General features: G+C 62.8%; 20 protein-coding genes. 12 read left to right on the forward strand and 8 right to left on the reverse strand.

The genetic code is table 11. The annotated features are described in order from the left end of the window. Positions 1-12 precede the first annotated feature (12 nt). Entirely contained in the window at positions 13-1326 is a 1314-nt protein-coding gene (locus NLY42_RS19485; RefSeq protein WP_023753343.1) for a homoserine dehydrogenase, read from the forward strand. Positions 1327-1574: 248 nt separating this feature from the next. Next, positions 1575-3359, forward strand: a complete 1785-nt coding sequence (recJ, locus tag NLY42_RS19490) for a single-stranded-DNA-specific exonuclease RecJ (RefSeq protein WP_023701219.1) — start codon at positions 1575-1577, stop codon at positions 3357-3359. Between the two features lie 15 nt (positions 3360-3374). On the opposite strand, the gene NLY42_RS19495 is transcribed toward recJ, so the two are convergent. The 3 genes from NLY42_RS19495 to folE all read right to left on the reverse strand — a co-directional run bounded on the left by NLY42_RS19495 (position 3375) and on the right by folE (position 5560). Then, positions 3375-4346: a patatin family protein gene (locus NLY42_RS19495; RefSeq protein WP_023753342.1), complete on the reverse strand. Its 972-nt coding sequence runs from the start codon at positions 4344-4346 to the stop codon at positions 3375-3377. Between the two features lie 84 nt (positions 4347-4430). After that, on the reverse strand, positions 4431-4889 hold the full coding sequence (gene hisI / locus NLY42_RS19500; protein ID WP_023753341.1) for a phosphoribosyl-AMP cyclohydrolase: 459 nt from the start codon (positions 4887-4889) through the stop codon (positions 4431-4433). A gap of 35 nt (positions 4890-4924) precedes the next feature. After that, positions 4925-5560 carry a GTP cyclohydrolase I FolE gene (gene folE, locus NLY42_RS19505; RefSeq protein WP_023667622.1) on the reverse strand — a complete coding sequence of 212 codons (636 nt, stop codon included), beginning with the start codon at positions 5558-5560 and terminating at the stop codon, positions 4925-4927. Between the two features lie 241 nt (positions 5561-5801). Between folE and NLY42_RS19510 the strand changes: the two genes are divergently transcribed. Further along, on the forward strand, positions 5802-6248 hold the full coding sequence (locus tag NLY42_RS19510; RefSeq protein ID WP_023741481.1) for an iron-sulfur cluster assembly scaffold protein: 447 nt from the start codon (positions 5802-5804) through the stop codon (positions 6246-6248). Positions 6249-6308: 60 nt separating this feature from the next. Further along, complete coding sequence (gene tolA, locus NLY42_RS19515; RefSeq protein WP_156933737.1) at positions 6309-6704, forward strand: cell envelope integrity protein TolA; 396 nt, start codon at positions 6309-6311, stop codon at positions 6702-6704. Here the strand turns inward: tolA and NLY42_RS19520 are convergent. Then, positions 6701-7636 (reverse strand): LysR substrate-binding domain-containing protein, encoded by a 936-nt coding sequence (locus NLY42_RS19520; protein ID WP_023753340.1) that lies wholly within the window; start codon positions 7634-7636, stop codon positions 6701-6703. The genes tolA and NLY42_RS19520 overlap by 4 nt on opposite strands. 94 nt (positions 7637-7730) lie before the next feature. Between NLY42_RS19520 and NLY42_RS19525 the strand changes: the two genes are divergently transcribed. The 6 genes from NLY42_RS19525 to NLY42_RS19550 all read left to right on the forward strand — a co-directional run bounded on the left by NLY42_RS19525 (position 7731) and on the right by NLY42_RS19550 (position 14473). Then, a complete protein-coding gene (locus NLY42_RS19525) occupies positions 7731-7889 on the forward strand; it encodes a hypothetical protein (RefSeq protein ID WP_023667618.1) in 159 nt (52 codons plus the stop codon). A gap of 122 nt (positions 7890-8011) precedes the next feature. Continuing rightward, a complete protein-coding gene (gene yidD, locus NLY42_RS19530) occupies positions 8012-8401 on the forward strand; it encodes a membrane protein insertion efficiency factor YidD (protein ID WP_023753339.1) in 390 nt (129 codons plus the stop codon). Positions 8402-8539: 138 nt separating this feature from the next. Then, positions 8540-9355, forward strand: coding sequence for a class D beta-lactamase (blaOXA, locus tag NLY42_RS19535; protein ID WP_023753338.1), 816 nt, complete (start codon positions 8540-8542; stop codon positions 9353-9355). 134 nt (positions 9356-9489) lie between these two features. After that, positions 9490-11253, forward strand: coding sequence for an adenylate/guanylate cyclase domain-containing protein (locus tag NLY42_RS19540; RefSeq protein ID WP_023753337.1), 1764 nt, complete (start codon positions 9490-9492; stop codon positions 11251-11253). Positions 11254-11475: 222 nt separating this feature from the next. Then, positions 11476-13449: a threonine--tRNA ligase gene (gene thrS / locus NLY42_RS19545; RefSeq protein ID WP_023753336.1), complete on the forward strand. Its 1974-nt coding sequence runs from the start codon at positions 11476-11478 to the stop codon at positions 13447-13449. Between the two features lie 85 nt (positions 13450-13534). Then, positions 13535-14473: a lysophospholipid acyltransferase family protein gene (locus NLY42_RS19550; protein WP_023753335.1), complete on the forward strand. Its 939-nt coding sequence runs from the start codon at positions 13535-13537 to the stop codon at positions 14471-14473. A 58-nt stretch (positions 14474-14531) separates the two neighbouring features. Here the strand turns inward: NLY42_RS19550 and NLY42_RS19555 are convergent, their stop codons facing one another. Beyond that, the gene (locus NLY42_RS19555) at positions 14532-15494 is read right to left on the reverse strand and encodes an RgsD C-terminal domain-containing protein (RefSeq protein WP_023753334.1); all 963 of its coding nucleotides are present in this window, start codon (positions 15492-15494) and stop codon (positions 14532-14534) included. Beyond that, positions 15487-15675, reverse strand: a complete 189-nt coding sequence (locus tag NLY42_RS19560) for a hypothetical protein (protein WP_156933736.1) — start codon at positions 15673-15675, stop codon at positions 15487-15489. Before NLY42_RS19560 ends, NLY42_RS19555 begins: the two co-directional genes overlap by 8 nt. On the opposite strand from NLY42_RS19560, the gene NLY42_RS19565 reads away from it, so the two are divergent. Both NLY42_RS19565 and NLY42_RS19570 read left to right on the forward strand, forming a co-directional pair. Continuing rightward, positions 15659-16243, forward strand: a complete 585-nt coding sequence (locus NLY42_RS19565) for a nitroreductase family protein (RefSeq protein ID WP_023723386.1) — start codon at positions 15659-15661, stop codon at positions 16241-16243. The genes NLY42_RS19560 and NLY42_RS19565 overlap by 17 nt on opposite strands. A 111-nt stretch (positions 16244-16354) precedes the next feature. Beyond that, complete coding sequence (locus NLY42_RS19570) at positions 16355-18256, forward strand: CASTOR/POLLUX-related putative ion channel (protein WP_023753332.1); 1902 nt, start codon at positions 16355-16357, stop codon at positions 18254-18256. Here NLY42_RS19570 and NLY42_RS19575 read toward each other — a convergent pair. Both NLY42_RS19575 and NLY42_RS19580 read right to left on the reverse strand, forming a co-directional pair. Beyond that, complete coding sequence (locus NLY42_RS19575) at positions 18253-19128, reverse strand: HpcH/HpaI aldolase/citrate lyase family protein (protein WP_023753331.1); 876 nt, start codon at positions 19126-19128, stop codon at positions 18253-18255. The two genes, NLY42_RS19570 and NLY42_RS19575, sit on opposite strands and share 4 nt — an antisense overlap. Continuing rightward, entirely contained in the window at positions 19128-19580 is a 453-nt protein-coding gene (locus NLY42_RS19580) for a MaoC family dehydratase (RefSeq protein WP_023753330.1), read from the reverse strand. Before NLY42_RS19580 ends, NLY42_RS19575 begins: the two co-directional genes overlap by 1 nt. Positions 19581-19621: the final 41 nt, after the last annotated feature.

Raw genomic sequence — 19621 nt, forward strand, 5'->3', positions numbered from 1 at the left:
GCGTCGCCGGGCATGGCTGAAGCGTTGCGTGTTGGAATTGCGGGTCTGGGTACGGTTGGCGCCTCGGTGGCGCGAGTGCTGCGCGACAAGGCAGCGGAGCTGACGCGCCAGTGCGGACGCGATGTCATCGTCACGACCGTTTCCGCGCGCGATCCCAAGCGCGACCGCGGCGTCGACCTCAGCGCCGCCAAATGGTTCGACGATCCGATCAAGATGGCGCAGGCCGCCGATATCGACGTCTTCGTCGAACTGATCGGCGGCGACGAAGGGGCAGCGCGCGCGTCGGTCAAGGCAGCACTTGAAGCCGGACGTCATGTCGTCACCGCCAACAAGGCGCTGTTGGCCAAGCACGGCGTGGCGCTTGCCGAAATCGCCGAGAAGAAGGGCGTGCTGCTCAACTACGAGGCGGCAGTTGCCGGCGGCATCCCGGTCATCAAGACGATGCGCGAGGCGATGGCCGGCAATTCGGTCACTCGCGTTTTCGGCATCCTCAACGGCACCTGCAACTACATCCTGACCCGCATGGAGGCCGAGGGCATCTCCTTCGACGAGTGCCTGAAGGACGCGCAACGGCTGGGCTACGCCGAAGCCGATCCGACTTTCGATATCGAGGGCCATGACACGGCGCATAAATTGTCGATCCTGACCAGCCTGGCCTTCGGCACCAGGATCGCCGCCAACGACATCTACATGGAAGGCATTTCCAATATCAGCCAGGCCGATATCCGCGCCGCGGGCGACCTTGGCTACCGGATAAAATTGCTCGGCGTCGCGCAGCGCACCGACAGCGGCATCGAGCAGCGTGTGCACCCGACCATGGTGCCGACCGCGTCGGTGATCGCACAGGTGCATGGCGTTACCAATGCGGTGGCCATCGAAACCGACATTCTGGGCGAACTGCTGCTCTCCGGCCCGGGCGCCGGCGGCAACGCCACCGCGTCCGCCGTGGTCGGCGATATCGCCGACATCGCAAAGAGCCGGCCGGGCTTCCAGCACGGTCCGGTGTTCGGCCTGCCGGCCAAGGAACTGCGCCCCTACAAGAAGGCGCAGATGCGCAGCCATGCCGGCGGCTATTTCATCCGGCTGACCGTGCACGACCGCATCGGCGTCTTCGCCGCGATCGCCAAGCGCATGGCGGACAACGACATTTCGCTGGAATCGATCGTCCAGCATGCCGTCAGCGGCGAGACGGACGCGCAAAAGACGGTGATCCTGGTCACCCACGAGACGACGGAAGCAGCGGTGCGCAAGGCTGTCGACGGCATCACCAAGGACGGCCACCTCACAGACAAGCCGCAGGTTATCCGCATCGAGCGTGCGGGCTAGGCCAAGTCATTTTTCTCCTTTAACCGATTGATGCTGCTGCTGAAAATGGTTTCGGACGCCATAATGCTCTCTCTCTTTGATTTGGAGCCGGATTGAGATTTCAGGTCGAACCCACCAGTCATCATCGGGTTCTGGCGGAGGCGTGAGCCGCGAGATCAAGGCGCGTCACCAGGAGGTGGAAAAGTTGAGACTTTCCTGTTTAGCCGTCGCATATTGCCGGAAATGACAATCTGTAGACTACGCCTCCTATGACGGGCGACAAACGCTTCTTCCTCGACGTCAGGCAGTCGGCGACCGGTGTTTCCTGGGAACACCGGTTGAGCGAGCGGCAGGACATGACTGCGCTGGCCATAGCGCAGGGCCACGGCGTGCCCGACATTGTGGCGCGCGTGCTCGCCGGGCGCGGCGTCACCGCGGACCAGGCCGAGCGCTTCCTCGATCCGACGATCCGCAATCTGTTGCCGGATCCGGCTTCGCTGACCGACATGGGCAAGGCTGCGACCCGCATCGCCGAAGCGGTCATGGCCAAGGAGAAGGTGGCAATCTTCGGCGACTACGATGTCGACGGCGCCGCCTCTTCGGCGTTGCTCAAACGCTTCCTGACGCATTTCTTGGTGCCTTCGGAGATCTACATTCCCGACCGCATCTTCGAGGGCTACGGCCCCAATCCGGAGGCTATGCGCGAACTGGTCTCGCGCGGCGCGACGCTGATCGTCACCGTCGATTGCGGCACCAACAGCGCTGTCTCCATTGATGCCGCCAAGGCCGCAGGCGCCGATGTGGTGGTGCTCGACCACCATCAGGTCGGCGGCCCGCTACCGGAGGCGACCGCGGTCGTCAATCCCAATCGCGAGGACGACCTTTCCGGGCAAGGCCATCTGTGCGCCGCCGGTGTCGTCTTCCTCACTCTGGTGCAGACGGCGAGGGTCCTGCGCAGCCGATTGCCCGACGCAGCGCCACCGGACCTGTTGTCGTTGCTCGACTTGGCGGCGCTGGCCACGGTTTGCGATGTGGTGCCGCTCATCGGCGTGAACCGCGCTTTCGTCGTCAAGGGACTACAGATGGCGCGGCAGCAGAAGAATGAGGGGCTCGCCACACTGGCGCGGGTGTCCCGCATTGGTGAGCCGATAAGCACCTTTCATCTCGCCTATCTGATTGGGCCGCGCATCAATGCCGGCGGCCGCATCGGCGATGCAGCACTTGGCAGCCGGCTGCTCGCCACCGACGATCCGGTTGAGGCCAGGACCATTGCCGAGACACTCGACCGGCTCAACCAGGAACGCCAGCAGATGGAGCTGGAGATGCTGGCAGCGGCGCGCGCCGAGGCTGACGCCGAACTTGCCGGCGGCAACGGGCCGGCCATCATCGTCACCGCCAGCACCAATTGGCATCCCGGCATTGTCGGCTTGATCGCCTCGCGGCTGAAGGACCATGCGCGGCGGCCGGCCTTCGCCATCGCCTTCAACGCCAATGGCATCGGCACCGGCTCCGGCCGTTCGGTGTCGGGCTTCGATCTCGGACGGCTGGTGCGCGCAGCCGCCGATGCCGGGCTGATCGTCAAGGGCGGCGGCCACGGCATGGCCGCCGGCATCACGGTGGAACGCGCCAAGCTCGGCGAACTCCGTGCTTTCTTCGAGGAGCGCGCGGCGGCCGAAGTGTTCCGGCTGCAGGACGAAGAAAGTCTGGCCGTCGACGGCGCGCTCGCCGCCGAGGGCGCGACGATTGCTTTGCTCGATGCACTGGAAAAGGCCGGGCCTTTCGGCGCCGGCCATGTCGCGCCGGTGTTCGCGCTGCCGCGCCACCGGCTGGCCGACGCGCGGGCCGTCGGCACCAACCACATCCGGGCTGATCTGCAGTCGGAAAGCGGCGGCCGCATCCAGGGCATCGCCTTTCGATCCGTCGATACCGCGCTGGGCGAATTCCTGTTCAAGAACAGGGGCAACACGATCCATGTAGCCGGCTCGCTGTCGGGGAATTATTGGAACGGCAACCGCACGGTGCAGTTCCGCATCACCGATGCGGCCAAAGCCTGACATTGCCGAACTGGTTTAAGCGAGAACCGTCTGCAGCCGCTTCAACTCGCTGATCTGCGCCATCGTCGCCTGGTAACCGACGCTGATCGCCTCATCCGCGCGGTGGAATTCGGTCAAGCCGATATGGCTGAGTTTCGGTTGCAGCGACATGTCGGGCGGATCGCCCGCCAGCCTTGCGCGTGAAATCCGGTCCTGGATGATGTTGAAGGCTTCGACCATGACGCCGGTGATGCCGAGACGGCTCTGGTGCGGCTGGTGGTCGGGGCTGGCCTGGCCTGGCCGGGGCGCGTCCTTCTCGATGAGCAGTTCGCCGGCGCTGTGCTTGATGACGGCGGCGCGGCCGAACAGATCGTAGTGAAGGTTGACCGCGACGACCAGCGGCTGCTCGTAGGCGCGGCAGACCGAAACCGGAACCGGGTTGACCAGCGCGCCGTCGACCAGAATGCGGCCGTTGCAATTCACCGGTTCGAACACGCCGGGCAGCGCATAGGAAGCCCGCATCGCGGTGATCAGCGAACCGCTGGACAGCCAGATCTCATGGCCGGTGCGAATTTCCGCGCCAACGGCGACGAAGGGTTTCGTCAGATCCTCGAAGCGGATGCCTGCCATGTGCTCGCGCAGCCTGACGTCCAGTTTCATGCCGCCGAACAGGCCGCTGCCGCGCAGATTGAGATCGAGCAGGCCGAAGATGCGCCGCTTGGTCAGGCTGCGGGCGAACTCCTCGAGTTCGTCCAGCTTGCCGGCGAGATAGCAGCCGCCAACCAGCGCGCCGATCGAGGTGCCGGCGATCATCGAGACTTCGATGCCGGCTTCGTCGAGCGCGCGCAGCACGCCAATGTGCGCCCAGCCGCGTGCGCAGCCGCCGCCCAGCGCGAGCGAAATGCCTGTCTTGCGCGCGGGTTGCGGGTCAGGCACGCCGCCGGACGATGAGGGGCCATTGGCCTCCCGCACGTCCGGTCTGCTACGCAATGACGCCCACTCGAGCATCATGATCTCCCTTGTCCCGCGTCCGTTCTACAGGAAGGACGTTTGAGAATAGTGAATAGGAGTGGTTTGCGACTGTTGAATGGTTCACGCGGGCTTCCGATACGTTTTTTCCGCATCGAACAGCGGCGTGCTGCCATCGCCGGCAAGCGTTGCCTTGCCGCCGATTAGCCCCACCGTCCGATAAAAACATGAACGCCGGCCGGTGTGACAAGTTGCGTCGTGGCCCAACACTTTGACGCGCAACCATATGGCGTCCTGGTCACAATCCGTGAGCATCTCGACGACGGTCTGAAAATTGCCTGATGTTTCGCCCTTCTTCCACAGCGCCTTGCGCGAGCGCGACCAGTAGTGCGCGATGCCGGTTTCGAGCGTCAGCGCCAGCGCCTCGGCATTCATATGCGCGACCATCAGCAGCATACCGTCAGCGGCGTCGGTGACGACGACGGTGACCAGCCCGGCAGCATCGAAGCGCGGGGAAAACACCGCGCCTTCTTCGAGAGCCTTCTTGTCTGATGGAGCCTTGGGAAATGTTGGTGCCGACATCGCCGGTCCTTGATCTAGCGATGCCGGCGAGAGGCTTACGCCCCGAGGCCGCGCACCATGGTGACGAAACGGACCTGTTCCTCGGGCGTGTCCTTGAACACGCCGGTGAAGGTCGAGGTCAGCGTGGTGGAGCCCTGCTTGCGGATGCCGCGCATGGCCATGCACATATGCTCGGCCTCGATCATGACGGCGACACCGCGCGGATTGAGCACGTCCTGGATGACGCCGGCGATCTGTGCGGTCATGGCCTCCTGAGTCTGCAGGCGATGGGCGAAGATATCGACCACACGGGCGATCTTGGACAGGCCGACGACCTTGCCATCCGGGAGGTAGCCGACATGCGCCTTGCCGATGATCGGCACCATGTGGTGCTCGCAATGCGAGTGGAACTGGATGTCCCTGACGATGACGAGATCGTCATAGCCGGCGACTTCCTCGAAAGTGCGGCCGAGCTCTTCGGCCGGGCACATGTCATAGCCGTTGAACATTTCGAGAAAGGCCTTGGTGACGCGCTTGGGCGTGTCGATCAGGCCCTCGCGGTCCGGATTGTCGCCGGTCCAGCGCAACAGCGTGCGCACGGCGGCCTCGACCTCGGCTTCGCTCGGCCTGTCGGTGACCGGCTTGTCCAGATAGTCGGAAGGGGGCATTATTTTCTTGATGACGGCATCCATAAAGGCGTCTCCCGTAGTTCCTCTCTCAGGAGGAACGAGTTGAACGGACCACGACCTTTCGGGTGCTGAAAACTCGCCCGGTTTCCAGCCCGCAAGCGGCGTGAACGAAATGGGCAAGGACGATGGCTTTGCGTTGCCTTGTCGATACCCGACTGCCAGCATTATATATGGTCGTGCGCAGCGAATGAAAGACGCCACAGCGGCAATCGCTGTTCGCTTGGCGGCGACGGATTGGAAAAATATGATTGACGACGTCTACAATGCGAAAATTCTGGGTTTTGCCGGAAACATCGCCCGCATAGGCCGGCTCGATCATCCGGATGCGAGCGCCAAGGCTCATTCCAAATTGTGCGGCTCGACGGTAACCGTCGACCTCAAGATGGACAATGGCGTCGTCACCGATTTCGCTCATGACGTGAAGGCCTGCGCCCTCGGCCAGGCTTCGTCCTCGATCATGGCTCAACATGTCATCGGCGCCAGCGCCGACGAATTGCGGGCGGTGCGCGACACCGTGCTGAAGATGCTCAAGGAAAACGGCGCGCCGCCGCAAGGCCGCTTTGCCGATCTGAGATATCTGGAGCCGGTGCGCGACTACAAGGCGCGCCATGCCTCGACCATGCTGACCTTCGATGCGGTCGTCGATGCCATCGGTCAGATCGAGAAGAAACGCGCCGAACAAGCGGCGTGACCCTTGCCATTTGATCGCCAAAGCCTGGTGTTCGCCGCGAGCCTTGCTGGCGCAGTTGCGTTGAGCAGCGGCGCGAGCCGGGCGGACGTGGCGGTCCAGCGCGATATCGGCGAGTATCTCAAGAAGGCCATCCAGCTCTGCTGGAGCATACCTGTAGACGCCCACAGCATAGTCCGCGTCCAGTTCAGCCTGAACAAGGACGGTTCGCTCGCCGGTCCGCCAAAAATCCTCAGCCCTGCGCCACCGACGCCGGACAAGGTTGCCGAGGCCGCTGTCCGGGCCATCTCGCGCTGCGCACCATTTTCCAGGCTGACATCCTATACGGCCCATTATGATCTGTGGCGTGATGTCGTGCTGACATTCGACCCGGGACAGGATACTTCGGACAGGGCTCTGGGCATCGATGCGAAGGAGCTCGACCAAGCCCTCGAAAAATTCCGCAAGAAGCCAAATTAGCTGAGGCCGGTCAGGCGGCTCTTGGTTTGCTGCGCCCGTCTGCTTTCGGCAAATTCGCTTCTCACCCAGTCGGCAAATGCCTTGGCCGGTTCGGGCAAATCCTTCAAACTCCTGGCCACCAGCCAGTAGGCGCCGGATGCGACGTCGATGTCGAACGGCTTGATCAGCGCGCCGGACGCAATCTCCTCGCCGATCTGCAAGAGGTCGCCCAGCGCCACGCCGTGGCCGAGCAGGGCGGCCTGCTTCGACAGCGACACATCCGCCAGCATAGGGCCGCGCGCCGGAATGGCGTCGGCGGCGACGCCAGCCGCTTCGAACCAGCGCGCCCAGCCCTGACGATTTTCCTCGTGCAACAGCGTGTAGCGGGCAAGGTCGAGCGGCTTTTCGAGGGCAGGGCCCGATGCCAGCAAGGTGGGCGACAGGACCGGTGAATCGACGGTCGAGGCGAGCCATTCGGCCTCGCTGCGCGGCCATGAGGTGGCGCGCGCGCTGAAGCGCAAGGCGAGTTCGGGCTGATCGCTGCGGAACTCGATCGGCCTTGGGTCGACTTCGAGGGAAACGTCGATATCGGGCCGCAACTGGCTGAAGCGGTTGAGCCGCGGCAACAGCCATACCGAGGCCAGCGACGGCTCGACACTGACGCGGACCACCGACTGCGTCGGGGCAGCCACCAGGTCCGAAAGCAGCCTGTCGATGTCATCGAAACTCCTGACCAGCTGATCGAGCAGGCGCTGACCGGCCTCGGTCAACTCGACGCGGCGGTGATGACGGTGGAACAAGGGCTGGCGCAGGAACTGCTCGAGTTCGCGGATCTGCCGACTGATGGCGGCTTGCGAGACGAACAGCTCCTCGGCGGCCCGGCTAAAGCTCAATTGCCGGCCGGCTGCCTCGAAACTTCGCAACGCCGTCAGGGGCAACCGTCCGCGCTTCATTTCGCATAACCCGAAGTTATCCGAACCGGAAATTATACTCGTTTGAAGGCGAAGGCCAGCGGGCGTCTAATCCGCTCTTAGAGGAGACACGGACATGATCCAGTTTCTGGAAATCTTTGGCGATGTGATGCGGATCGCGACGTTTCAATGGCGTGGCGACAGGCAGCATCATGTGCAGCGCACCGAGCAAAGGCCGGCCACCCGCTGGGCGGCTCCAGCGGAGCGGCATCCCTTTCGCCGCTCGCGACCCTGAAGCCGACAAAGAGGCGAGTGAGTGAAGAGGATTGCGTTTGCCGGCCGAAGCTCACATCTATCGGTTTGGAAACGCAAGCTGACCCGGAAGCCGGTTCGGGTCGCGTTCGGAAAGAGACTGCGGTGGGCGACCAGCATCGGCATGTGCATGCCGCCGGACGGACCCGGCGCGGGCGCAACTGGCCCGGTCCCTGGCGCAAAACACCCGGCCGCATTTTCGGCACGTCGCTGGTGCGCCTCTATCAACTGACGCTGTCCGGCTTTGTCGGTAATTCCTGCCGGCATCTGCCGACCTGTTCCGAATACGCGCATGAGGCAATCGCCCGCCATGGCCTGTGGGCCGGCGGCTTCATGGGGCTGTTCCGCGTGCTGCGCTGCGGGCCGTTCGGAACGCACGGCATCGACCGCGTGCCGGAGGTGCTCGCCCCGCGCTACGTCTGGTTCACGCCATGGCGTTATTGGCAGATCGGCAGGAAGCGCGGCGAGGCCGACGGCGGGTGCGCTGGTCCCTGATCCAGATCGCCAGCGCGGCATTTCTTTACAATCCGGTAGGGTTAACAACGGGCTGCACAAACACTGCGCATTTGAGTCAAAATCGAGCCAAGACACTTCGCTAAGCGGCTCCTGGTCATTCCCCAGGAGAGAGCTCGCATGCGCCGGATCGAAACCCATCCCTTCATTATCGCCGCGGTCCTGTTCCTGCTGGCCTGGTTTTTGGGATTTCCGATGCGGGCGCAATCGGCGCCGCTGGGCGATGTCCAATGCACGTTGATTCAGGACGCGGCGAGCGGCGAGACGCTCTATCAAAACGGCGTCTGCGACCAACGCGTCAGCCCGGCGTCGACCTTCAAGGTGCCGCTGGCGCTGATCGGTTACGACAGCGGCATCCTGAGCAACGCCCATACGCCGAGCTGGGACTACAAGCCCGAGTTCAAGGCCGTGAAGCGCGACCACAAAACCGTCGATCCGACGATCTGGGAGCGCGACTCGATCGTCTGGTATTCGCGCGAAATCGTGCGCCGGCTCGGCGCAAAAAGCTTTGCCGGCTACGTCTCGAAATTCGGCTACGGCAACATGGATGTCTCGGGCGATGCCGACAAGGACAACGGGCTCACGCAATCCTGGATAAATTCCTCGCTTGAGATATCGCCGGTCGAACAGACAGCCTTCCTGCGCCAGCTGCTCGCCGGCAAGGTGCCGGTTTCTGCCAAGGCGCATGAGATGACCCGAGCCATCCTGCCGACTTTCCAGGCCGGCGGCTGGACGGTGCGGGGCAAGACCGGCAGCACCAGGCTGGGAAACAGCAAGGACAAGCGCGCGCTGGGCTGGTTCGTCGGCTGGGCCGAAAAGGGCGGCCGCCGGATCGTCTTTGCCCGGCTGGTCGTCGACACCAAGCCGATCGACATGCCGAAAGGCCCGGCGACACGCGCGGCGTTACTGAGGGAGTTGCCGCAACTCGTGAAGTGAGTTGCCGCGACAAATCCCGGCGGCTGTGCCAATGACCGCTGCGGAAATGTATCAGTCGACGTTCCGGCTCGTGGACTCTGTCGGCCGTCGCCCTTACAATCCCGGTCCTGTTGCTCTTGAAAGCAATGCACCACATGACCGAAGGACGCGTCCAACGCCGTCTTGCCGCAATTCTGGCCGCTGACGTGGTGGGGTATACGCGCCTGATGGGCAGCGACGAGGCCGGCACACTTGCCGATCTGAAGGAGATACGGGCCCACCTTATCGACCCAAATATGGCCGAGCACCAAGGTCGCATCTTCAAAACGACTGGCGACGGCATCCTCGCCGAGTTTCCAAGTGTCGTGAACGCCGTGGCTTGTGCCGTTGCTATGCAGCGTGCCATGTCGGGTCGCAGCGCAAAACTGTCCGAGGACCGAAGAATACAATTCCGCGTTGGGATCAACCTCGGTGACGTAATCGTCGAGAATGACGATCTGTTGGGTGACGGCGTGAACGTGGCGACAAGGCTCGAAGGCATCGCTCCTGTTGGAGGTGTTATGGTTTCGGGCACGGTGCGAGATCACCTCGGAAACCGGCTTGAACTGCAATTCGACGACATTGGTGAGCAGATACTTAAAAATATTGAACGCCCCGTGCGAGCTTATGCGGTGCGCCTCGACGGTCCCGAAGCGGCCCCCACTTCGCCGGCGTCGCTTGCTGATAAGCCATCCATCGCTTTGCTGCCGTTCGTCAATATGAGCGACGACCGTCAGCAGGACTACTTTGCGGATGGGATCACAGAGAACGTCATCACCGGATTGTCTCGGTTTCGCGATCTTTCCGTCATCGCCAGTAATTCGACGTTTGCTTACAAGGGCAAAGCCACGAAGATACAGGATGCCAGCCGAGAGCTGGGTGCCCGCTATATCTTGGAGGGCAGTGTACAGAGGTCGAAGGACCGGGTCCGCATTACCGCCCAGCTCATTGACGGCAAGACTGGGCGGCACCTTTGGGCAGAGCGCTACGACCGAGGCATCGAGGACATCTTTGCCGTGCAGGACGATGTCACTGAAAGAATAATCGGCAGTTTAGCCACAGCGTACGGAGGCCGACTGTTAAAGGCGTGGCAAGAGCGCCCGGAAGTCGCGGGGACGCGGAATTTTGAGGCGCTGGACTATTTCGTGCGCGGCATGGAGTCTCTCAACCGCTACACAAAACAAGACAACTTGCGTGCTCGGGAACTCTTCGAGAAGGCAGGCGAACTCGATCCGAAGTTCGGAAAGGCGTTTGCCAAGCTCGCTTGGACGCACATGATCGACGCAAGCGACGGTTGGAGCGCGAATCCCGAGGCTTCACTGGCATGTGGCCTGAAATACGCCAATTTGGCGATCGAACGGGACGACGCCGAGGCATGGGGGCACTATGCGCTCGCAGGGCACTGCCTATTTTGCGGACAATACGAACGCGCTATCGTTGAGTATCAACGGGCCCTTGAGCTTAATCCAAATGACGCCGACGTGCTGTTGGATTACGGTTCCTGCCTAAGCTATTGTGGGAGGGCACAGGAAGGCCTTGAGGCGGCGCAAAAAGCCATGCGTCTCAACCCTCACTACCCCGAGTGGTACATCCTACAGATTGGCCAGATTTACTACGACGTTCGCAGATATCGTGAAGCGATCGCGGCGTTGGAAGGTCTACGAACCCTCGACACCGTATACCAACACTTATACCTGGCAGCGAGCTACGCGGCTTTAGGGAGCGAAGACGAAGCGCAGCAGGTCATCGAGCACATTTTGCAGCTGGAGCCGCGAGCCACAATCACGATGAGAACGACCTCGGACATGGCGCCATACAAGAACTCAGGTGACTTGGAACATCTTCGCGAGAACTTGCGCAAGGCAGGCCTGCGCGAGTGAGTGAAAGCTCGCGCTAGCCTTGAACGGCTGCAAAGTGGCGGTCCTTGGTCGTTCCGATCGGGGAGGCCGATGGCAACGTTCCAACTGGAATTCAAACTGACACACTACCAGCGCTCTTTACCTCACACCGTGCTGCCTCTAAAACCCGCCCGCTGCCGGATGCCTCCGGCTTCACACCACGACCACCCGCGCTCGTTTGCGGGACTGGATAGGAGATACCCGATGCTGAATTCCGTTTCCCTGACATTTCCCGATGGCTCCGTCCGCGACTATGACACGGCGATGACCGGTGCGGGCCTCGCCGAATCGATCTCGAAGTCGCTGGCCAAGAAGGCTGTCGCCTATGCCATCGACGGCACCGTTCGCGATCTTTCCGACCCGCTTGGCAAGTCCGGCAAGGTCGAGATCATCACCCGCAGCGATCCGCGCGCGCTGGAGCTCATCCGTCATGATGCAGCACACGTGCTGGCGGAGGCCGTGCAGGAACTGTGGCCGGGAACGCAAGTGACCATCGGGCCGGTGATCGAGAACGGATTCTATTACGACTTCGCCCGTAACGAGCCGTTCACGCCTGACGATTTCCCGGTGATCGAAAAGAAGATGCGCGAGATCATTGCGCGTAACAAGCCGTTCACCAAGGAAGTCTGGTCGCGCGACAAGGCGAAAAAGGTCTTTGCCGAGAAGGGCGAGCGCTACAAGCTCGAGCTGATCGACGCCATTCCCGAAGACCAGGATCTCAAGATCTATTCCCAGGGTGACTGGTTCGACCTCTGCCGCGGCCCACACATGGCCTCCACCGGGCAGATCGGCAACGCCTTCAAGCTGATGAAGGTGGCCGGCGCCTATTGGCGTGGCGATTCGAACAACCCCATGCTGACCCGCATCTACGGCACGGCCTGGGCCGAGCAAGCTGAACTCGATGCCTACCAGACGATGCTGGAAGAGGCAGAGAAGCGCGACCACCGCAAACTCGGCCGCGAGATGGACCTGTTCCATTTCCAGGAAGAGGGGCCGGGCGTCGTCTTCTGGCACGCCAAGGGCTGGAAGATGTTCCAGAATCTGGTCAACTACATGCGCCGCCGCCTCGACGAGCAGGGCTACCAGGAGGTCAACGCACCGCAGGTTCTCGACAAGAGCCTGTGGGAGACGTCGGGCCACTGGGGCTGGTATCGCGATGCCATGTTCAAGGTGACGGTGGCCGGCGACGACACCGACGACGACCGCGTGTTCGCGCTGAAGCCGATGAATTGTCCGGGCCACGTGCAGATATTCAAGCATGGGTTGAAATCCTATCGCGATCTGCCCGTAAAACTTGCGGAATTCGGCAATGTGCATCGTTACGAACCGTCCGGCGCCTTGCACGGGCTGATGCGCGTGCGCGGCTTCACGCAGGACGATGCGCACATCTTCTGCACCGAGGAGCAGCTGGCCGCGGAATGCCTGCGCATCAACGATCTGATCCTGTCGACCTACGCCGATTTCGGCTTCGACGATGTCAGCGTGAAGCTGTCGACGCGGCCGGATAAGCGCGTCGGCACCGACGAGGCCTGGGATCATGCCGAGGCGATCATGGGCAACGTGCTGGATACAATCAGGACGCGCTCGGGAAACCGCATCAAGACTTCGATCAATCCGGGCGAGGGCGCTTTCTACGGGCCGAAATTCGAATATGTGCTGAAGGACGCCATCGGCCGCGAATGGCAGTGCGGCACCACGCAGGTCGACTTCAATCTGCCGGAACGCTTTGGCGCCTTCTACATCGGTTCGGATTCGGAAAAGAAGCAGCCGGTGATGGTGCATCGCGCCATCTGCGGTTCGATGGAACGCTTTCTCGGCATCCTGATCGAGCATTATTCCGGCCATTTCCCGCTGTGGTTCGCGCCGCTGCAGGTGGTTGTGGCGACGATCACCTCGGATGCTGACGACTATGCGCGAAAGGTTGTCGCACAGTTGAAGGCGGCAGGACTTTTGGCCGAACCGGATCTGCGCAACGAGAAGATCAACTACAAGGTGCGTGAGCATTCGCTGGCCAAGGTTCCTGTGATCCTCGTCTGCGGCAAGCGCGAGGCGGAGGAGGAGACAGTCAACATCCGCCGGCTCGGCTCGCGCGATCAGGAATCGCTCAAGCTGGCCGACGCGCTGAAGCTGCTTTCCGACGAGGCTGTTTCGCCCGACCGAAGGCGCAGCGCGGCCTGAGCAATCAATATTTCGGAGAAATGGCGGTGGAGCGATCCACCGCCATTTTCACATGCCTGTCACGCCAACCTTGTAACGAGCCCCCATGCTCAAGCTGAAGATACGGGAAAGGCCGTTTCCCGAACTCTCCTACGCCAATGCGAGCCAGCCGGCGCTGACGCGCTGGTTCATCCATTCCATTGAAGGCCTGTCGGGGCGCGACCGGTATGCCGCGCTCTATGATTTCTGGCGCCGCCAGGTGGCGCCGACCGGCGAGCGCGTGTTCAGCCGCATGCTGGAGCTGATCGACGTCAAGGTGCGCAGCACCGATCGGTGGCCGCCGGCGGGGCTGCCGGACACGCCGCTGGTGATCGTCGCCAACCACCCGTTCGGCATTGGCGACGGCATTGCCGTGCTGTCGTTCGTCGAGCAACTCGGGCGTCCGTTCCGCGTCATGATCCACAAGGATCTGCTGAAGATCCGCGAGATGGAACCGTACTCGCTGCCGATCGACTTTTCCGAGACCAAGGACGCGGTGAAGAACAACATGGCGGTGCGCCACGAGGCAGTGCGGCTGTTGAAAGAGGGCGTCACCATCGTCGTATTTCCGGCCGGCGGCGTCGCCACCGCGCCGAAAGGCTTTGGCCGGGCGCGCGACCTGCCGTGGAAGATGTTTCCGGCGCGCCTCGTGCAGGACGCCAAGGCGTCGGTGGTGCCGATGCATTTTTCCGGGCAGAACGGCCGGCTGTTCCATCTGGTCAGCGGCCCGATGAACATGGCGGAGCGCGAAGGAAGGGTGGCGAAATTCGTCGGCAAGGCGTCGCTGACGTTGCGCCTTTCAATGCTCATCCGCGAATTCGCGCGGCTGTCCGGCAAGACGATCGACGTGCGCGTCGGCAACCTGTTGAGCTGGGCCGAGCTGGAATCGCTGCGCGATCGCAAGGCGCTGCTTGAGCGTCTTCATCGCGGCGTCTTCGATCTGGCGCCCGACGCGCCGCGCGGCCGGGTCCACTTCCTGCAGCGCCGCCTGCGCAAGGCCGCCTGACGTAGCCCTGAACTACCACTTCAACTGAGGGCCAAACCGAGGCCAATGGGCGCGCCGGTCAGTCGGCGCCTTCCTCGGGATCGATGGCCGACGCCTCGGTGGCCAGGACCTCGATCTCCTGGTTCTGTCCGGCAACGACGGTGAAATCCTTCTGGTAGATGCGGTCGCGGTTCTTGGCGATGATGGTGTATTGGCCTTCGGCCAGCACCATCGAGGCGAAGGCGCCGACGGCCTCCTTGATCGGATCGCCGGATTCGTTGAGCAGCGACCAGGATGTATCGGCGATGGCCTCGCCGCCGGTCTCGCGCACCAGCTTCATGGTCTCCTCCGCCGCGCGATGCTCGACGGTGGCTTCGGTCAGCTTGCCGGCTTCGACACGGATGTCGGAGCGAATGACGGCATTGACCGCGCCATAGGTGGAGACGACATGATAAACGCCGGCGTTGAGCCGCACGACGCTGTTCGGCTCGACATCGGGAATGACCAAAGCGCGGTCGCCATTGGCCTCGGCGGTGCCCTCATAAATGGAGAAGCGCAGTTTTTTCGGCGGAATACGCACGCCGCCCGACAGCACCGCGTCGAGCTTGAGGCCGCCGGCATCGAGCACCAGGCTTTCGCGCCTGGCGTCCTTGCCGACGGTGATGCGCTTGGTGGCGCCGGCGCGTCCGTATGAGGCGTGGACCAGATAGCTGCCGGGTTCGAGCTGGAACACGGCGCTGCCGCCATGCGCGGAAGCCACCATCGGCAGCTTGCCGTCGCCGGCGGCCTCGGGCTTGAAGACGCGCCAGACGATGCCGCGCGTGATGTCGGCGCCCTTGTCGGTCAACTGGGCCGACAGCGTTATGGCGCCGCCGCCACCGAGTGCCAGCGGCGTCTCGCCCTTGGGCGGTGCATAGCTCGAAATATCGGGGAGTTTCAGATTGCCGATACCGTCGGCATTCTGCGCCATGGCCATCGAGGCCGGCGCAAACAGCGCTACGGCGAGCCAAATCAGGAAAAGGCGCGATGTCCCCTCAAACATGCCTTGCGTTGAAGCCCAAGGCGGTGGCAATTTCAAGGCTTAAGAGTCCGACCGCCTTGGCAACAGGTTCTTTCGTCCGGCGCGCCCGCGCCAATGCCCGAGCCGCCCCGTCCGCAATGGCGCGCTTCAGCTCAAAATCGAGTGCTTTAGGAGACCTGGCCCCCATGGCGTCGCCGATCATCGACTTCCTGCTGACCCGAAACTCCGCACCGATTCCTGAATTGAAGGAACCGGCGCCCAGCGATGGCGATATCGCGACCATGATCGCGGCTGCAAGCCGGGTGCCCGATCACGGCCGGCTGGAGCCGTGGCGCTTCATCCTTTATCGCGGCGAGGCGCGCGTCGAGATCGGCAGGAAGCTGGCGGCGCTCGCCGAACAGCGCGAAGGACCGCTGCCGGAAAACCGCCGCAACCAGGAACTGGCTCGGTTTTCGCGTGCGCCGCTGGTGATCGGCGTGGTCTCGAGCCCGAAGGACAATCCAAAAATCCCGCAATGGGAAATGTTCCTGTCCGGCGGCATGGCGGCGATGAACCTGATGATCGCAGCCAATGCGCTGGGCTACGGCACCAACATGATCAGCAACTGGTATTCCGACGTGGCGGAGGGCAGGGCGCTGCTGGGAGTGGCGCCACAGGAACGTGTTGTCGGCTTCGTCCACATCGGCTGCTATCAGGGACCGGCGCCGGAACGGCCGCGGCCCGATCCGGCAAAGCTCTATGCCGATTATGCTGGGCCGTGGAACGGCTGACACCCGAAAGCGATTCCCCTTTATTTAAACACAGGCTAAGACAGCGGCTTCGGCGATGCGTTGGGGGTTGGCGCATCGACCATGGGGATTTTTTTGGGGGTCGCCGGCGACATGAAGAAACGAGACTCGCTGCGAACCCGGCTGCGCTATGGGTTTGACAAGAGCATGGCGGCCGGGCCGATCGCGCTGATCGGCTGGCTCGCCGTCGCTTCGCTGCTGATCATCATCGCCGCCGCGGCTTTTCTTGCGGTGACCCGCATCGCGCCGGAGGGCGGCGAACCACTGAACTTCTTCGAAGCATTCTGGGAATCGCTGATGCGCACGCTCGATTCCGGCACGATGGGCGGCGACACCGGCTGGGCCTTTCGTCTCGTCATGCTCTTTGTCACGCTCGCCGGCATCTTCGTCGTGTCGGCCCTCATCGGCGTGCTCAGCGCCGGCGTCGACAGCAAGCTCGATGAATTGCGCAAGGGCCGTTCGCGGGTGCTGGAGAGCGACCACACCATCATCCTCAACTGGTCGCCGTCGATCTTCGACGTCATCTCCGAACTCGTCATTGCCAATGCCAGCCGCCGCCATCCGCGCATTGTCGTCATGGCCAATATGGACAAGGTGGCGATGGAGGACGAGATCGCCGCCAAAGTCGGCAGACTGGGCAATACACGCATCATCTGCCGCAGCGGCGACCCGACCGACCTCTACGATCTGGCCATCGTCAACCCGCAGACCTCGCGCTCGATCATCGTGCTGTCGCCGGACGGCGACGACCCGGATTCGCAGGTGATCAAGACGGTGCTGGCGCTGGCCAACGACCCGAACCGGCGCACGGCGCCCTATAACATCGCCGCCGAGATCCGCGACGGAAAGAACGCCGAGGTCGCCCGCGTCGTCGGCGGGGCCGAGGTACAGCTTGTCCTGGCCGACCAGCTGATCTCGCGCATCGTCGTGCATTCGAGCCGGCAGTCGGGTCTCAGCGGCGTCTATTCGGAGCTGCTCGATTTCGACGGCTGCGAAATCTACACGACCGAGCAGCCTGATCTCACCGGCAAGACCTTCGGCGAGGCAGTGATGGCGTATGAGCATTGCACGCTGATCGGGCTCTGCGACCAGCAGGGGCGCGTCAATCTCAACCCGCCGTCGGAGCTGGTAATCGGCAAGGACACGCGCGCCATCATCATTGCCGAGGACGATGCCGCCATCAAGCTGGGAAGCGCCGGAGCCAAGATCGATGCCGCGGCGATTCTTCGCCATCAGCCCATCGAGGCGAAGCCGGAGCGCACGCTGATCCTTGGCTGGAACCGGCGCGGTCCGATCATAACCTATGAACTGTCGCGCTATGTCGCGCCTGGTTCGATCCTGACCATCGCCGCCGATACGCCAGGCCTCGAACAGGAAGTTACCGGGCTGCCGGTCGTCGGCGACAATCTGTCGGTTTCCTGCCGGATCACCGACACGTCGAGCAGCACAGCACTGGCAAGCCTGGACGTGCCTTCCTACGACCACGTGCTCGTCCTCGGCTACAGCGAGACCATGGCAGCGCAGCCCGCCGATACGCGCACGCTGGTGACGCTGCTGCATTTGCGCAAAATCGCAGACGATGCCGGCACGCATATCTCGATTGTTAGCGAAATGATCGACGTGCGCAACCGCGAGTTGGCGGCGGTGACCAAGGCCGATGACTTCGTCGTCAGCAACCGGCTGGTCAGCCTGATGCTGGCGCAGGCATCGGAGAACCAGCATCTCGCCGCGATCTTCGATGACCTGCTCGACGAGGAGGGCTCCGAAATCTACATGCGTCCGGTCGGCCACTATGTCGCCATCGATCAGCCGGTGACGTTCTGGACGATCGCGGAATCGGCGCGGCTGCGCGGCGAGATCGCCATCGGACATAGGCGCGTTCGCGCTGCGCAGAGTGATGAGCGGGCTCTGGGCGGCGTCACCGTCAACCCGTTGAAGTCGCAAGCGCTGGCCTACCTGCCTGAGGACCGGGTCATCGTGCTGGCGCGGGACTAAACCCCGACTGCCTTGGCGCGAGCCAGAAGCCGTTCGGCGAGCCTGAGATGCGGCCGGTCATACATCTTGCCGTCAATGCCGACCACGCCGGGATTTCCGGCCGCCTCGAAGGCCGCGACGATGGCCTGCGAGCGTTGCACTGCCTCCGCCGATGGCGTGAAGGCGGCGTTGATGACCGGCACTTGCGCCGGATGGATCGCCATCTTGCCGGTAAAGCCGTCACGCTCGGCCTCCGTGCATTCGGCTTCGAAGGCGGCCATGTCGCGAAAGGCGGGGAAAACCGTGTCGATCGCCGCGACTTCAGCTGCGCCGGCGGCAAGGATGGTCATGGTGCGGGCAAGGCGGAAGACATCGGTGTAGCGGCCGTTATCGTCGCGCGCAGCCTGCGCGCCGATCGCCGCCGACAGATCTTCGGCACCCCAGGTGAGGCCGGCAAGCCTGGCGCTTGCCCCGGCATAGGTCGCGGCGGCCAGCAACCCAGCAGCGGTCTCGGTAATGATCGGCAGGATCTTGATCGCGCCATCCGGCAATCCGTTTTCGGCCTCATGTACGCGGAGCTTTACGGATAGCTGCTGGACATCCTGGCCGCTGTTCGACTTCGGCAGCATGATGCCGTCGGGTTTGACCGGAACCAGGGCGGCCAGATCGTCGTCGGTCAATCCGGTCGAGAGATCGTTGACGCGGATATAGATGGCGGAGCTTGTCTGCTGCCGGTTGCCGCCGATAAAACGTGCCGCGATGTCGCGTGCCGACGCCTTGTTTTGTGGCGCCACGGAATCCTCAAGGTCGACGATGACCACGTCGGCGCCGGCGCCAAAGCCTTTGTCCAGCTTCTTTTCGGAATCGCCGGGCACAAACAGCAGCGAGCGCATCAGGCCGCCTTTTTCATCATCATCGCCTGGCGCGTGCATTTGGCGACGAGCACATCGTTCTGATTGTAGGCGCGATGCTCGAACTCGACGATGCCGCGGTCCGGCTTGGATTTCGATTCCCTGACCGAGATCACAGTCGTTTCGACACCGATGGTGTCGCCATGGAAGACCGGGTGCGGAAACACCGTCTCCTTCATGCCGAGATTGGCAATTGTGGTGCCGACGGTGATGTCATTGACGGAAATGCCGATCATCAGGCCGAGCGTGAACAGCGAATTGACCAGCGGTCTGCCCCATTCGCTCTTGGCGGCGAAGTCGAAGTCGATGTGCAGCGGCTGCGGGTTCAGCGTCATCACCGAGAACAGCATGTTATCGCTTTCGGTGACGGTCTTGCGCAGCGTGTGCCGAAAGACATGTCCGACGACGAACTCTTCGAGATAAAGCCCGGGCATCGTTTTTCTCCTCCGCTGCCTGACGGTTGATAGGCGCTGCC

Origin of the sequence: Mesorhizobium sp. C372A (assembly GCF_030323245.1) — a bacterium.
Taxonomy (GTDB): domain Bacteria; phylum Pseudomonadota; class Alphaproteobacteria; order Rhizobiales; family Rhizobiaceae; genus Mesorhizobium.